Source organism: Agrobacterium sp. CG160-95 (assembly GCF_053521725.1).
This window is the reverse complement of the sequence record NZ_JBNWDU010000004.1, coordinates 24,738-38,702: the sequence shown is the minus strand read 5'-3', so window position 1 is coordinate 38,702 and position 13,965 is coordinate 24,738. Positions and strand designations below refer to the sequence as shown.

The window sequence follows — 13,965 nt, the reverse complement described above, 5'->3', positions numbered from 1 at the left end:
AGCGGCGGTTTTCGTTGGAACGTTCTCCCTGGGATTTCTCATCGGATGGGCCGGTCAGAAGCGGCAGTTCAGGCCGGCCTTGATGACGTGATCATTTAGATCGGTCTTCGACCTGCCGCTCGCCAAACTTGGCCGACAGGCCGCCGCCGAAGCTCTGTTCGACGCCGGCGCCAACCCGATAGCCCTGTTTCCAGCCGTCGGCACCCGTGAAGCCGTTTCCATCCTTGAGCTTGGTGGTGGTAAGGCCGGGGAAACGTGCCTGATCGCTTAAAATCCCGTCAGCTAGACAGTGTCAGCCGCAGCACCTTTCGAAGCCACCGAGCGAATTTCCAGTCGGACGCAAAAACCGGGATTGAGGTCGAGGAAGACAACGCGTCCGCAATGGATCTCTGCCGCCTTCTGGACTAGGTTCAACCCGAGGCCTGCTCCTGGCGAGTTCGTATTGACGCGGTGAAACGGCTCGAATACCTGCTCGCGCTCCGAGACGGGGATGCCCGGCCCTTCATCGCAAACGTCAATGAAGCCCGCAGCACCGACCCGGATCGTGATAGCACCCTTGCCGCCGCCATGATCGATTGCGTTGCGAACGAGATTGACGACCGCCATCTCGATGATCGAAGTCTGGACCGTGAACACGGCCTCTCCTTCACTTGGCTCGAAATCGAACTCGTAACCGGCATCCATCGCAATCGGCGCGAGATCGGTCGCGATGCGCTCGACAAGGATGTTCAGGTCCTGCCGCTCGGCGGGTAATTCCACCACGCCGACCGCCTGCATCTCCAGCAACTGGTGCGCAACGCGTGTGAGGCGATCGATATCGGCCCGGAGTTGTCGGCTCAGCGCGTCATCGGGCAAAAGATCAGCCCTGATCCGCGCGATTGCAATCGGCGTTCTCAACTCATGCGCGGCATCGGCAAGGAAGCGGTTACGCCGATTATATCCCTCATCCAGCTTGGAGAGCGCGACGTTGAAGGCATTTACCAGGGGAATGATTTCGCTGGGCACCTTGGAACGATTGATACGGGCAGACCGGTTCTCGAAATCGATGGATTGCGCCTGGCTGACCGTTTCCATGAGGCCGCCAAGTGAACGGCCGACCGCCCTCGGGGTCACGATCAATGTCGCGATACCAGTCAGGATCAGCATGGGCACGACGGCGATAAGAATGACGAAGCCCACACCCGGCAAGACAGTAAGCCAGCGGATCTCGCCGTTGGCATCTTTTTCCAGATCTAACTGCATACTGATCCATAGGCTGAGGCCGTCATTCGGGATGCCTTTTTCCGTCCCGGCAATGAATTGCAGCCGCCCGGCAGGTGTATCGCGGTTTTCCATGGTGGCCCGGACTGTTTCCCCCGCTTCCAGACGCGCCCTTTCGATGCTTGACGGAAAAACTGCCGCCAAAGCCGGTACTGGGATTTCTCCATATCGCAGGACGATTTCATCGGCGTCCCGCACCAAGAACCAAAGATTCGGATAGCGCTGTTTCAGCTCGACCAATCCGGGCGTGGGCAAAACTTGCGCCCGGCCCTGCCCATCCTTTGTCACGCTTTCCGCAACGATGCGGACAGCCTCTTCATTGGCGCCCTCCAGCCGTGGATCGATGATCCAGATCCAGCCGACGAGGAGGATGACAAACAGAACGAGCAAGAACGCCTGCAAGGCGAAAAGACGCTTCATCAGCGCCCACCGCAGGGATCGGTTGCGCTCCTGCTTCATGTATTCGCCCGGATGAGATAGCCGATGTTTCGCACGGCTCTTATCTCGACCGTTGCTTCGGCCTGCGCGAGCTTCTTCCTGATGCGGGAGATATGGGCGTCGAGAGCGTTGGATTCGATCTCATCATCCAGATTGTAAACCGCTTCGACCAGATTGGAACGCGTCACGATGCGGTTCGGACGTCGCATCAGAGCCTCGAGCGCCAGATATTCCCGCCGTCGAAACTCGATGATGGCACCGGCAACCGTGACTTCATTGCTCTTCGGATCAATGCTCAGATTTCCGAAGCTCACATATTGACTGGAGAGCGAAGGGCCGCGCCTGTGCAGCGCCCGAAGGCGGGCAAGCAATTCCTCGATCGCAAAGGGCTTGGCGAGGTAATCATCCGCGCCGGCGTCAAGACCGTCAACGCGGTGATCGACACTTCCGAGCGCCGTCAGAACGAGGATCGGCACCGAATGCCTGGCTTTGCGAAGCGAAGACACAAGGTTCAACCCTTCACCATCCGGAAGACGGCGATCAAGAACCAGCACATCGTAAGAGCCGTCACGCGCCAGCGCGTCGGCATCGGCAATCGTCCTGACATGATCCGCAAGCACATCACACCGTCGCAGGGCTTCGAGCAGGGCCCGCGCCATTTCCGGTTCATCCTCGAGAAGCAGGATTCGCAATGACTTTTCCCCAAAGGTGAACTCTTGCCGTCCTCACCACTGGTCGGTGAATGTTACAGCTACATTGCAGGCAAGGAGCCGGACTATCCTTCTCTCACCGTCCTGCCAGACGCAAATCGACCGTCACACCTTGGATGCCTTATCCCGGCCTGTACCCATGTCTTGCATAAAACCGGTCAAGCTCGCGCTGCTGCGGCACCTCACCAGTGTAGATCGCAATATAGTCCGGGATCCTTTTCATGCGCACGGCCATATCTTCCTCCGACTGCATGGAGATATAGCCGATCTGCACGAGATAGGTGGTGCGGGCACGCACATCCGCCATATTTTCGGAATGGCCAAACCGCATGAACATGCGCGAAAGCGCATCCATTCTCGTCTGATCGGCCTTACGCACCTCGGCAAGAATATCATCGGACTGAAGAGCCCAACTGCGAACCGCAAATTCGAACCTGTTGTCGAAGAGGCCGGCATCCAGCCAGCAATCGAAGACATTCAGCATCGCTTCGGCCAGGGTCTCCGCATAGGCCTCCGACTGCCTGACGATGCTGCCGGTATTCTTTTCGCGCCAGCGGGAGACGAGTGCGGCCAGCAACTCCTCCCGATCCCGGAAGAACCAGTAGAAACTCGTGCGCGACAGACCGAGTTTTTTCGCCAACGGCAGGATTTTCACGGAATCCACGCCGGATTCGAGAAGTGCCTGGTAGGCGGCCTCAAGCCAGCCCTCCTGCGATCCGCGCCAACCGGTCTCGTTCAATGTCGCTTCCATGATGATTTCCTAGCAAATCGGTCTGGTCGCGACAAGGCGAATGTCCACTCATGTCGAATGCATAAACACAAGTGTTTTATTAATTGACACTTATGTACATTCCCGCTTAGCCTTCTCCCATAAACGTTCTCGGAGCACGGTCGCCATGTCGAATGACCCCCTTCTTCAGCCCTACCAGCTAAAGCATCTCACCCTGCGAAACCGCATCATCGTTACCTCGCATGAACCCGCCTATCCGGAGGACGGCATGCCGAAAGGACGCTACCGCGCCTATACGCTCGAGCGGGCAAAGGGCGGCGTCGCCATGACAATGACGGCAGGCTCCGCAGCCGTCTCGAAAGACAGCCCGCCCGTCTTCAACAACCTCTTGGCCTACAAGGATGAAATCGTTCCGTGGATCAGGGAAATGACCGACGCCGTGCATGAAGAGGGTGCAGCGATCATGATCCAGCTGACGCATCTCGGCCGCCGCACGCGCTGGGACAAGGGCGACTGGCTGCCGGTGCTGGCACCATCCCACCAGCGGGAAGCCGCGCATCGCGCTTTCCCGAAGAAGATCGAGGATTGGGATATCGAGCGCATCATCAAGGACTTCGCCGACGCTGCGGAACGCATGAAGGCGGGCGGCATGGACGGGGTGGAGCTTGAAGCCTATGGCCATCTCATCGACCAGTTCGTCTCGCCGCTGACCAACGAGCTGGATGGCCCCTATGGCGGCTCGCTGGACAACCGCATGCGTTTCTGTTTCGACGTCTTCAGGGCGATGCGCGAACGTGTCGGCGACGATTTCATCCTCGGGGTTCGCTATACCGCCGACGAATGTCTTGAAGGCGGCACCGGAAAGGCGGAAGGCCTCGAAATCTCGCGCCGGTTGCGGGATAGCGGCCTGATCGACTATCTCAACGTTATCAGGGGCCATATCGACACCGATCCCGGCCTGACCGACGTCATTCCCATTCAAGGCATGGCGAACGCGCCGCATCTGGACTTCGCGGGCGAAATCCGCGCGGCAACCAGTTTCCCCACCTTCCACGCCGCCAAGATCCAGGATGTCGCCACCGCCAGATACGCCGTCGCTTCCGGCAAGGTCGATATGGTCGGCATGACCCGCGCCCACATGACGGACCCGCATATCGTGCGCAAGATCATGGAAAAGCGGGAGGACGATATCAGGCCTTGCGTTGGCGCCAACTACTGTCTCGACCGCATCTATCAGGGCGGCCTCGCATTCTGCATTCACAATCCGGCGACAGGCCGCGAAGAAACGATGCCGCACGAAATTACCAAGGCGACGGAACGCCTGAAGGTCGTGATCGTCGGCGCCGGTCCGGCCGGGCTGGAGGCTGCGCGTGTCTGTGCCGAACGCGGCCATGAGGTCGTCGTCTTCGAGGCCGCAAACGATCCGGGCGGCCAGATCCGCCTGACCGCGCAAAGCGAACGCCGCCGCGAAATGATCAGCATTATCGACTGGCGCATGAGCCAGTGCGAAAGGCTCGGCGTTACCTTTCACTTCAACAGCTGGGCGGAAGCGGACACGGTGCTCTCGGAAAGCCCTGATGTCGTCATCATCGCCACCGGCGGATTGCCGCATACCGATGTGCTTTCAAACGGCAATGATTTGGTCGTTTCCTCGTGGGATATCATTTCCGGCGACGTCAAGCCGGGAACGAATGTGCTGGTTTTCGACGATGCCGGCGACCATGCGGGCTTGCAGGCAGCAGAATTTCTCGCAAAGGCGGGCGCAAAAGTGGAGATCATGACCCCGGATCGCGCCTTCGCGCCCGAAGTCATGGCGATGAACCTGGTTCCTTACATGCGCTCACTGCAAAAACTCGACGTCACCTTCACCGTCACCTATCGGCTGGAAGCGGCGGAAAGAAACGGCAACCAGCTCGTCGCCCACGTCGGCAGCGATTATGGCGGCGTGACGAAATCAAAGACCGTGGACCAGATTGTCGTCAATCACGGCACGGTGCCGCTGGACGATCTCTATTTCGACCTCAAGCCCGGCTCCAGGAACCTCGGCGAAATATCCTACGACGCCTTGCTGGAGGGCTCCGCCCAAACCGTCGAGCGCAACCCTGGCGGTGCCTACCGGCTGTTCCGCATCGGCGATGCGGTCGCCGCACGCAATACACATGCGGCGATCTACGATGCGCTGCGTCTCGCAAAGGACATTTGAGAGGGCCGCCGCGATACGCTTTGAAACTCAGGCCTGGATCAAGGCAATGCCACGGTTCTTGAACCCGAGTGTGACATCGCTTTCGGGCGGCAGGCTGGTCTCGACCGCATGGTCGATGATGAAGAGCGTGCCGATATCGGTCTCGACTTCATATTCGACGTGACCGCCGAGATAGGCACTGTGCAGCACCCGCCCGGCAAGTCCCTGCCCGCCCGATTGGGCGATGGAAATCGAACCCGGACGAACCGCGAGCTTTGCCGGGCCGGGTTTAGCGTTGCGTGCCGCAACACGATGATCGATCCCCCCAACGCGGATCAACGCATCGGCGCCCTCAAGGCTGACCACCTCGCAGCCGACGACATTCGCCTCGCCCATGAAGTCGGCGATGAAGGAAGAAGCCGGCGCCTCGTAGAGTTCCCGCGGCGCGCCTGACTGGGCGATCTCGCCCTCCTTCATCACGATGATCCGGTCGGAAACGGCCAGCGCCTCGTCCTGATCATGCGTCACATAAACGGCGGTAAAACCAAGCCGCTGCTGCAATTCCCGGATTTCGGTACGAACCCGGCGGCGAAGACGCGCATCGAGGTTGGAAAGGGGTTCATCGAGCAGCAGCACCTGCGGCTCCAGCACCAGAGCGCGGGCAACCGCCACGCGCTGCTGCTGACCACCGGAAAGCTCGGCAGGCAGACGATGTCCCATGCCGGCCAGCCCCACGAGCTTCAGACCTTCCTCGGCCTTCTCCCGTGCTTCCGCCTTGCGCAGTCCGGAGGATTGCAGGCCATAAGCGACATTGTCGAGCGCCGTCATGTGGGGGAATAGGGCATAGGACTGGAAAACCATCGAGACATCGCGCTCATTGGCCGGCAGCATGGTCACATCCTTGTCGCCGATCAGAATTCGACCGGCCGTCGGATGTTCGAGCCCCGCCAGCATGCGCAGCGTCGTCGTCTTGCCGCAACCGGAGGGACCGAGCAGTGTCACCAGCGTGCCGGGTTCGATGGTGAGCGAAAGGTCGGGGATGGCGGTGAAGGCGCCGAATGTCTTGCGGACATTCTGAAAGGTGACCGAGCCGGGCTTTACGGAAATCATGCGGTTTTCTCCTGAGCGAGAGGAACGGAGGACGCGGACGGCAGTCCCGCGACGCGGTTTTCGCGGCGCAGGCGACGCTCGCCTACAATGAGCTGGAAGCCGGTGATAACAGTGATCATCACCACGATCAGCATGGAGGAATAGGCAATGGCCACACCGTATTCACCGTTTTCGACGAGACCGACGATGTAGGAGGTCGCCATGTTGTACTGGGCGCTGACGAGGAAGATGACGGCGCTGATCGAGGTAATCGCTCGGACGAAGGAGTAGACCAGAGCCGCCGTGATCGCCGGGCGCAGCAGTGGCAGGATCACTTTCCTGATCGTGCGGAAACTGTCGGCGCGCAGCGTCAGCGAGGCCTCATCGAGGCTTTTGTCGAGTTGGCTCATTGCCGCAATGCCGCCGCGCACGCCGACCGGCATGTTGCGGAAGACGAAGCAGGCGATCAGGATCAGCGCCGATCCCGTCATTTCCACCGGCGGAAGGTTGAAGGCCATGATGTAGCTGACGCCGATGACCGTTCCGGGAATGGCAAAGCTCATCATCAGGGCAAATTCGAAGATGTTCCGACCGGCAAACTTCTGCCGCACGATGATATAGGCCGTCAGCAGACCGACGGCAGCGGTCAGCGGCGCCGACACCAGCGCGATCTCCATGGTGGTCCAGAACGAGTTCCAGGCAACACCGGTCCAGGCGATCGAGCCGTTGGAGAAGCTGACGGAGAACGCGCGGATGTAGTGGTCGAGCGTCAGCGAATTGTCCAGACCCCAGGTCTTCACGAAACCGCCGACGAGGATCATGCCGTACACGACGATGGTGAAGACCATCCACGGCACGACGACGGCATGGACACCAATGGACAGGCCGCGTGGCAGCGCGATATGCGCGCCGCTGTCGCCCTTGCCGGTAACCGTGGCGAAGTTCTTGCCGGCCAGCCAGAAACGCTGGGCGAGGAAGGCCGAAAGCGTGAAGCACAGGAGGATAATGGCGAGAACAGCGGCGCGTGAAGGGTCGTTCTGCGAACCGACGACGGCAAAGAAGATTTCCGTCGACAGCACCCCATGCGTGCCACCAAGCACCAGCGGATTGCCGAAATCCGCCATGCTTTCGATGAAGCCGATGAGAAACGCATTGGCGAGACCCGGCTTCATCAGCGGCAGCGACACGCGCCAGAAGGTGCGCCAGCGGTCGGCGCGAAGCGTTTGCGACGCCTCCTCCATCGACGGGCTGACACCTTCGACGACACCGATCAGCACCAGGAAGGATATCGGCGTGAAGGAGAGAACCTGCGCGATCCATATGCCGGTCATGCCGTAAAGCCAGCGGCCGGGTTCGATGCCGAAGAGATAGGAAAGCCATTCAGTGACGACACCGGCGCGGCCAAAGAGCAGCGTCAGGGCAAGACCGATGACGAAAGGCGGCGTTATGATCGGCAGAACCGTCAGAAGGCGCAGGCCCTTCTTGAACGGAAAACGGGTGCGGGTGGCGACCAGCGCGAAACCCAACCCAAGCACTGTGGAGCCGAAGGCGGTCATCAAGGCGAGGAAGAGCGTTCGCCAGGCAACGCCGCAGCGTTCTTCACCCGTGACACAGCCAAGGCTCCAGATGCCGGGATCCTGAATATTGCGGATGAAGCCATCGGCGTTGAAGGAGCCATCGAAATCCTGAACGGATGCGATCAGCATGCTGCCGATCGGATAGAACACGAAAACGGTAACGAGGAAGGCCAGAATGGAAATCGAGCCGACGACAAAGGCATCGCCCTTCATCACGCCGCGTTCGGCAAGCCCGAAGGCAAAGAAAAGCACAAATACCAGCGACATGACGACGGCACCGGCGCCCATGGCGGGCTGGCCATCGGAAAGCACGCCGAACAGGTTTTCACTGAGGCTCCATGTCCAGCCGGTAAAGCCGATCGCCAATCCCTGCAAAATCAGAACCACGAGACCGGCAGCACCAATCCACGCAAGCAGCTTGCCCCGCAGCATCGGATCGCCGATCGGGCGGACAAGGCATCCGGCAACGAAAAACAGGCAGGCACCGGCAAGCCAGGGTTTTCCGTAAACCAATATTTGCAGCACACCGGGCGCATTGCTGGGGGAAGAGAGAAACTCAGACAGCCAGCGGAAGCTGAAGAAGCCGCCTTCAATGCGATACCAGGGAAGAAAAACCAGGGCAAAAGCCCCGAGCGCCAGGACAATGTTCAGCCTGCGATTGCCACGTGTCATGGCCGACCTCGCTTATTTCATGCCGATGAAAGAACGGCGGACATCCCGGCTTTCAAAAGCCGGGATGCCGATCGCCGGAGTTCAGATCAGTTTGCGACTGCACCGACCTCGCGGTCCCAGCGTTCCAGCAGCGCCTTGCGCTTGGCCGGGTCGCCATAGGTCTTGAAGTCGTAGTCGATGAGCTTGATGTTCTCGAACTTCGGCGCTTCCTTCGGCACTTCCGCGGTCTTGTTGGATGGAAGCTGGAAAGACTTGGCGTCCTTCATGCGTGACTGGACCTCTGGCTTTAGCGCCCAGTCGTACCAGGTCTTGGCATTTTCGAGGTTGCGGGCACCCTTGATGATCGACATGGAGCCAATTTCGTAGCCGGTACCTTCGCAGGGCGCGATGGACTTGACGGGGAAACCTTCCGCTGTCTGCGCCACGGCATCATGCATGAAGACGATGCCGAGTGCCGTCTCGCCACGCGCTGCCGCCTTCACCGGCGCGGAGCCGGACTTGGTATATTGCGAGATGTTGGCGTTGAGCTTCTTCAGATAATCGATCGCCTGGTCTTCGCCCATGATCTGCACGAGCGAGGCAAGCGCCGTATAGGCTGTGCCAGAAGAGTTGGGATTGGCGATCTGGATTTCGCCCTTCAGTTCCGGTGCCAGCAGATCGGCCCAGCACTTCGGCTCCTTGTAACCCTTGGATTTGAAGATTTCGGTGTTGTAACCCCAGCCCAGCGCGCCGGCATAAACGCCGACGGTTCTGTAACCGGTGCTTTCCGCCTGTTTGACGGCCCAGTCCTGCAGCTGATCCAGCATCGGCGACTTGTATTCAAGCGTCAGGTTTTCGGAGGCCGCCTGCATGTGCGGATCGCCGGTGCCGGCCCACCAGATATCGGTCTTCGGGTTGCGGGCTTCCGCACGCACCTTGGCATAAGTTTCGCCGGAAGACAGGCGAACCATATTGACCTTGATGTCATGCGACTTTTCGAAATCGCCCTTCATCTGTTCGCAGATGACGACATCGGCAGAGCATATCAGGTTAAGCTCGCCTGCCGCCTGCACCGATGTGGTGCCGAGTGCCGTACCGGCAAAAAGCAATGTGGAAAGTATCGTCAGTCGCATGGTTATCCTCCTGTAGCTTGCGTCTGAATGGTTCGGCAGTCCACAAACATGGCGCTGCCGGTCGCGGCATCTTGTGCTGCCACGCTGTCTGTCTTTTCGGTCTTGGATTGCTGACCCTACTGGGTCGGGTGAATTTCGTTGTCGAAGCGGCTTAACAATCGACTTCGCTCTTCGGGTTGGCCAAAGGTGGCGAAGTCGTAATCCACCATCTTGATCATCGATATATCGGGCGCCGTCAGCGGCAATGTCGCCCGGGCGTTGGATGGCACCTGGTTCTGCCCCGCCTTTGCCCCGGTCGCCTGTCCTTCCGGGGTCAGCGCGAATTCAACGAAGGCCTGCGCCAGCGCATCGTTGTGGTTGCCCTTGACGATGCTGACCGCACCGATCTCGTAACCGGTTCCCTCGCAAGGGGCGACGATCACCAGCGGAAAGCCTTCGATCTTCTGTGTCACGGCGTCATGCATGAAGGAAATCCCGATCAGAACCTCCCCCCGCGCCGCCGCCTTTACGGGCGCCGAGCCGACCTTGGTGTAACTCACCACATTCTGGTTAAGCCTGCCCATGAAACTGAAAGCCTCCTCCTCGCCAAAGAGCTGGACAAGCGTGGCAAGCATGGTGAAGGCCGTGCCCGAATAGTTCGGGTTGCCGGTCTGGATATGGCCGCGATAAATCTCCTTCGCCAGATCCTTCCAGCATGTCGGGGCCGGCAGACTGTTCTTGGCGAGCAGTTCCGAATTATAGGCAAAACCGAGCGCACCGGCATAGATTCCGGCCGATTTCGATCCCGACATCGCATTGAAATTCTGCGCCCATGGCAGCAGATCCTGCTGATGCGCGGGCTGATACTCTTCCAGAAGGCCTTCCGAACCCGCCTGCAAATGAGTGTCGCCTGTACCGCCCCACCAGACGTCGACAGTCGGATGGGCGCGTTCGGCACGAATCTGATCGAGGATTTCGCCGGTGCTCTTGCGAACCATCGAAATCTCGACCCCCATCCGCGCTTCGAAAGCCCGCTGCATGGTCACGCACCAAGCCTCGTCGACGCCGCACAGGACGTTTAACTTCGTCGCGGCCATGCCATGCCCTGCGCCGCACAGCCATAAGGCCATGCTCGCCGCAAGTGCGGTCAATGCTCTCAACTGAGCCTCCCTGCTTGGAACCTCCCCGTTCCAATCTCCGCCATTAGCATGTCACATCCTGACCGCACCGCAATCGAAGAATGGTTACCAATCTTTCCGAACAAGATTACAGATATTACAAATATGACAGGGCGGATAACCACCTAGGCTTTGAAGATCGCGTCTGCCGCGCCTATGATGATGGCGGGAGGAATACGCAGTGCTTAATCAGAAGGTTCGCATTCTGATCGTCGAGGACGATCCGGATATGGCAGAGCTTATATCGGACCTCGTCGAGGCCGAGGGCTGGCTGCCCACCTGCGCGCGCTCCGCCGAGGAAGCGGACGAGATATTGGCGAAGGACGTGATGCAGCTGGTGCTCGTAGACCACAACTTGCCCGGCACCTCCGGCCGCACCTTTGCCCAGAGACTACGCAGCAAGGTTGATATCGGCATCGTCATGGTAACGGCTGCCGGCAGCGCCGCCGACCGGGTTCTCGGCCTGGAAACAGCGGCCGACGATTATGTCGTCAAACCCTTCGAACCGATCGAACTCACGGCACGGATCAAGGCCGTTCTGCGCCGGACGATCCCCTCCTTAAAGCAGGAAAAGGACAGTGAGCGCGACCACGGCCGGGCGGCATTGCTCCTCAGCGACTGGGCGATTGATCTCAATGCCCGACAGGCCGTCTGCCTGACCGATCGCAGCAGAACGCTGACAAGTGCCGAATTCGCACTTCTGGAAATTCTGGCCGAAACGCCCAACCAGCCCGTCAGCCGCTCCCAGATCCTCGACAGGCTTGGCTCGGAAAGCGACCGCTATATCGATAGAAACGTCGATGTGCTGGTGCTGCGGCTGAGGCGCAAGATCGAGCGAAACCCCGATCTGCCGCGTCACATCAAGACGCGGCGCGGCAGGGGTTATGTGCTCCACACCGACGAGGGCGAGCTTTCTCCGTGATCAGCCGCTCCTTCCTTTCCTCGATCGCCTTTCGCCTGCCCTTTGCGATCGTCTTCATCTGCATCCTCGTCTTCAGCCTATCCGCCATCGCCATCTACGGCCTGCAACGCGCTCGCGATGAAATGGCCGCCTACGGCCTGCAGGCCTTTTCCAGCCTTGCCAAGGCATCGCTGGTTTCGCGGCAGGTCTCCGACCTCGTCTCGAGCGCACCTTTCCTGATGAATGCCGCCTCACCCTATCGCGTCTCCAGCGAAAGCCGGTCCGTGGTCCAGCAGGTCGATATCCTGCTAGAGATGACAGGGCCAGGCAACGGTGATCGGGTCGCCCGCGGCTTTGCCAACGAGCGGATCGTCGAACTCCTTGAATTGATCAGAACACAGACGCTGGATCTGGCAAAGGATGCCGATGCGGCGCAGGGCCACAAGGCGGATGCGGCAGCCGCGCTTGGCGAAATTGCCACGGGTCGCGGCATCACCGATCCCGAACTGCGCAGGCGGATGAACGGCATCGTGCAGGCCGCATCCGCATCCGACAGCCTCTTCCAGCTTGGTGAACTGCGCCGCCGCTATGTTGCCGAAACCACCGCGCGCCAGGAAGGTTATCCCGGAGAGCGGCTCCCCGTGGCCGAGCTGCGACCCTATGAGCGGGTCTTTGAAGCGCAGAGCCGTTACCTCTTGGAAATGTTTGCGATCCGCGCCTCGGTGTCGCGGCTTCACATTGTTTCGCGCGATCTGTCCCATGTCACCGAAACGCAGAGCGATGCGGTTGCCCGCAGCCTCAACGAGGATCTGATCTCGACCTCGGACGCTCTGAGCCGCCTATTGGTCATCGTCGCAGTCGCTTCGCTTCTGGTTCTGGTCATGGCAACATTCTCGATTCGATCAGTGATGCGTGTCTCACGCGGGATCGCGACGCTTTCCAACGGCATGAACGCGCTCGCCAAGGGTGAAAAGGATGTCGGCCCGCCATCCTACACCGGATCGGAGACGGAACTGATCCGCCTGCTCGATGCTTTCCGGGCTTTCCATGACAGCGTCGATCGTGTCTCCCGCCTGCGGCGCACGGCGGAAGCGGCGGCCCGAACCATCCGCTCGACCTTCCGCAACATGAATGAGGGAATAGCGCTGTTCGATCCGACCGGTCGGCCAATCACCATGAACCGCCGGATCATAGAACTTGTCGGTCGTTCCGGCTCGTCGCGTAAGCTGCCGCTTCGCCGTTTTGTCGAACCGATACCGGAGATCGATCCCGCACTGTTCCCTTTCGAGAGCGGCCGAGGCGAGTTGATGGACCGGGCAGTCGTGCGCCATCGCACTGGAGATCAACGAGTGATCGAAGTATCGATGTCACGCCAGCCGGATGGCGGTATCGTGCTGCTGGCGCGGGATGTAACTTCTCTCGATCGTCAGGAGGCGGAGGCCGCAAAAGCCCAGAGGCTTGATGGCATCATGCGCATGACCCATCAGGTCAGTCATGAAGTGGGCAACATGATCGGCATCATCACCGGCAGCCTCGGTCTGCTGGAGCGCGAAACTGGTTTCAACGATCGCCAGAAACGCCACATCGCCCGCATCCGCAAGGCGGCGGATCGCGGCCGTTCTCTGGCCAGCAGCATGCTGACCATCGGCAGCCAGCAGCCCATTCATCCGAGCTGCATCAACGTCGCAAACCTGCTGCGCGGCATGGCCGATATCCTTGAGATTGCAGTCGGCCCGAAATGCCGGATTGCGCTGGAGATTGACGAGGATCTTCCCTCGATTGCGCTAGACCCTGCCCTCCTCGAGCAGTCCATCCTCAACCTTTGCCTGAATGCGGCAGCGGCCATGCCCGATGGTGGCCTGATCTCGATCAGCGCCGCTTCCGAGAAGGATGCACTTGTGATCGCCGTCACCGACGAGGGGGTGGGCATGACGCCCGAGGCGGTGGACAAGGCCTTCGAGCCCTATTTCACCACCCGGCAGGAACACGGCGGGGCAGGCCTCGGCCTTGCAATGGTCTACGGCTTCGTCCGGCAGAGCGGCGGCGAGGCGCATATCAGCTCGATGCCGGGCGATGGCGCAAGGGTACAACTGACTTTTCCGGTAGGCACCGACCACGTCCAGATTCGATAAGCCCC

Annotated in this window: 10 protein-coding genes and 1 pseudogene; 3 read left to right on the top strand and 8 right to left on the bottom strand. The window is 60.0% G+C overall.

Annotated features, from left to right (window positions below; all coding sequences use genetic code 11):
• Positions 1-54 precede the first annotated feature (54 nt).
• From ACQZ63_RS14540 to ACQZ63_RS14525, 4 genes and pseudogenes are all read right to left on the bottom strand, one after another.
• A pseudogene (locus ACQZ63_RS14540) lies at positions 55-247 on the bottom strand (outer membrane protein); the annotation flags it as partial.
• Between the two features lie 35 nt (positions 248-282).
• The gene (locus tag ACQZ63_RS14535) at positions 283-1,719 is read right to left on the bottom strand and encodes a sensor histidine kinase (protein ID WP_111783451.1); all 1,437 of its coding nucleotides are present in this window, start codon (positions 1,717-1,719) and stop codon (positions 283-285) included.
• The gene (locus tag ACQZ63_RS14530) at positions 1,716-2,390 is read right to left on the bottom strand and encodes a response regulator transcription factor (protein ID WP_111783450.1); all 675 of its coding nucleotides are present in this window, start codon (positions 2,388-2,390) and stop codon (positions 1,716-1,718) included. The genes ACQZ63_RS14535 and ACQZ63_RS14530 overlap by 4 nt, the downstream gene beginning before the upstream one ends.
• A gap of 139 nt (positions 2,391-2,529) precedes the next feature.
• Positions 2,530-3,159: a TetR/AcrR family transcriptional regulator gene (locus ACQZ63_RS14525; protein ID WP_013636802.1), complete on the bottom strand. Its 630-nt coding sequence runs from the start codon at positions 3,157-3,159 to the stop codon at positions 2,530-2,532.
• A 145-nt stretch (positions 3,160-3,304) separates the two neighbouring features.
• Between ACQZ63_RS14525 and ACQZ63_RS14520 the strand changes: the two genes are divergently transcribed.
• Positions 3,305-5,341, top strand: a complete 2,037-nt coding sequence (locus ACQZ63_RS14520) for an NADH:flavin oxidoreductase (RefSeq protein WP_113157454.1) — start codon at positions 3,305-3,307, stop codon at positions 5,339-5,341.
• Positions 5,342-5,368: 27 nt separating this feature from the next.
• On the opposite strand, the gene ACQZ63_RS14515 is transcribed toward ACQZ63_RS14520, so the two are convergent.
• The 4 genes from ACQZ63_RS14515 to ACQZ63_RS14500 all read right to left on the bottom strand — a co-directional run bounded on the left by ACQZ63_RS14515 (position 5,369) and on the right by ACQZ63_RS14500 (position 10,879).
• Complete coding sequence (locus tag ACQZ63_RS14515; protein ID WP_003514159.1) at positions 5,369-6,430, bottom strand: ABC transporter ATP-binding protein; 1,062 nt, start codon at positions 6,428-6,430, stop codon at positions 5,369-5,371.
• On the bottom strand, positions 6,427-8,658 hold the full coding sequence (locus ACQZ63_RS14510; RefSeq protein WP_113555674.1) for an ABC transporter permease: 2,232 nt from the start codon (positions 8,656-8,658) through the stop codon (positions 6,427-6,429). Before ACQZ63_RS14510 ends, ACQZ63_RS14515 begins: the two co-directional genes overlap by 4 nt.
• Positions 8,659-8,744: 86 nt before the next feature.
• On the bottom strand, positions 8,745-9,770 hold the full coding sequence (locus ACQZ63_RS14505; protein ID WP_113555673.1) for an ABC transporter substrate-binding protein: 1,026 nt from the start codon (positions 9,768-9,770) through the stop codon (positions 8,745-8,747).
• 116 nt (positions 9,771-9,886) lie between these two features.
• Complete coding sequence (locus ACQZ63_RS14500) at positions 9,887-10,879, bottom strand: ABC transporter substrate-binding protein (protein ID WP_448799330.1); 993 nt, start codon at positions 10,877-10,879, stop codon at positions 9,887-9,889.
• Between the two features lie 229 nt (positions 10,880-11,108).
• Here ACQZ63_RS14500 and ACQZ63_RS14495 point away from each other — a divergent pair, with 229 nt between their 5' ends.
• Together ACQZ63_RS14495 and ACQZ63_RS14490 are read left to right on the top strand one after the other, a co-directional pair.
• Positions 11,109-11,849 (top strand): response regulator transcription factor, encoded by a 741-nt coding sequence (locus ACQZ63_RS14495; protein ID WP_003514167.1) that lies wholly within the window; start codon positions 11,109-11,111, stop codon positions 11,847-11,849.
• Positions 11,846-13,960 (top strand): ATP-binding protein, encoded by a 2,115-nt coding sequence (locus tag ACQZ63_RS14490; protein WP_113555671.1) that lies wholly within the window; start codon positions 11,846-11,848, stop codon positions 13,958-13,960. Before ACQZ63_RS14495 ends, ACQZ63_RS14490 begins: the two co-directional genes overlap by 4 nt.
• Positions 13,961-13,965 lie beyond the last annotated feature (5 nt).

What these genes read in the sequence shown, in the direction of transcription:
- ACQZ63_RS14535 (WP_111783451.1), bottom strand. Translation starts at nt 1,719, where the DNA reads ATGAAGCAGGAGCGCAACCGATCCCTGCGGTGGGCGCTGATGAAGCGT.
- ACQZ63_RS14525 (WP_013636802.1), bottom strand. Translation starts at nt 3,159, where the DNA reads ATGGAAGCGACATTGAACGAGACCGGTTGGCGCGGATCGCAGGAGGGC.
- ACQZ63_RS14520 (WP_113157454.1), top strand. Translation starts at nt 3,305, where the DNA reads ATGTCGAATGACCCCCTTCTTCAGCCCTACCAGCTAAAGCATCTCACC.
- ACQZ63_RS14515 (WP_003514159.1), bottom strand. Translation starts at nt 6,430, where the DNA reads ATGATTTCCGTAAAGCCCGGCTCGGTCACCTTTCAGAATGTCCGCAAG.
- ACQZ63_RS14510 (WP_113555674.1), bottom strand. Translation starts at nt 8,658, where the DNA reads ATGACACGTGGCAATCGCAGGCTGAACATTGTCCTGGCGCTCGGGGCT.
- ACQZ63_RS14505 (WP_113555673.1), bottom strand. Translation starts at nt 9,770, where the DNA reads ATGCGACTGACGATACTTTCCACATTGCTTTTTGCCGGTACGGCACTC.
- ACQZ63_RS14500 (WP_448799330.1), bottom strand. Translation starts at nt 10,879, where the DNA reads ATGGCCTTATGGCTGTGCGGCGCAGGGCATGGCATGGCCGCGACGAAG.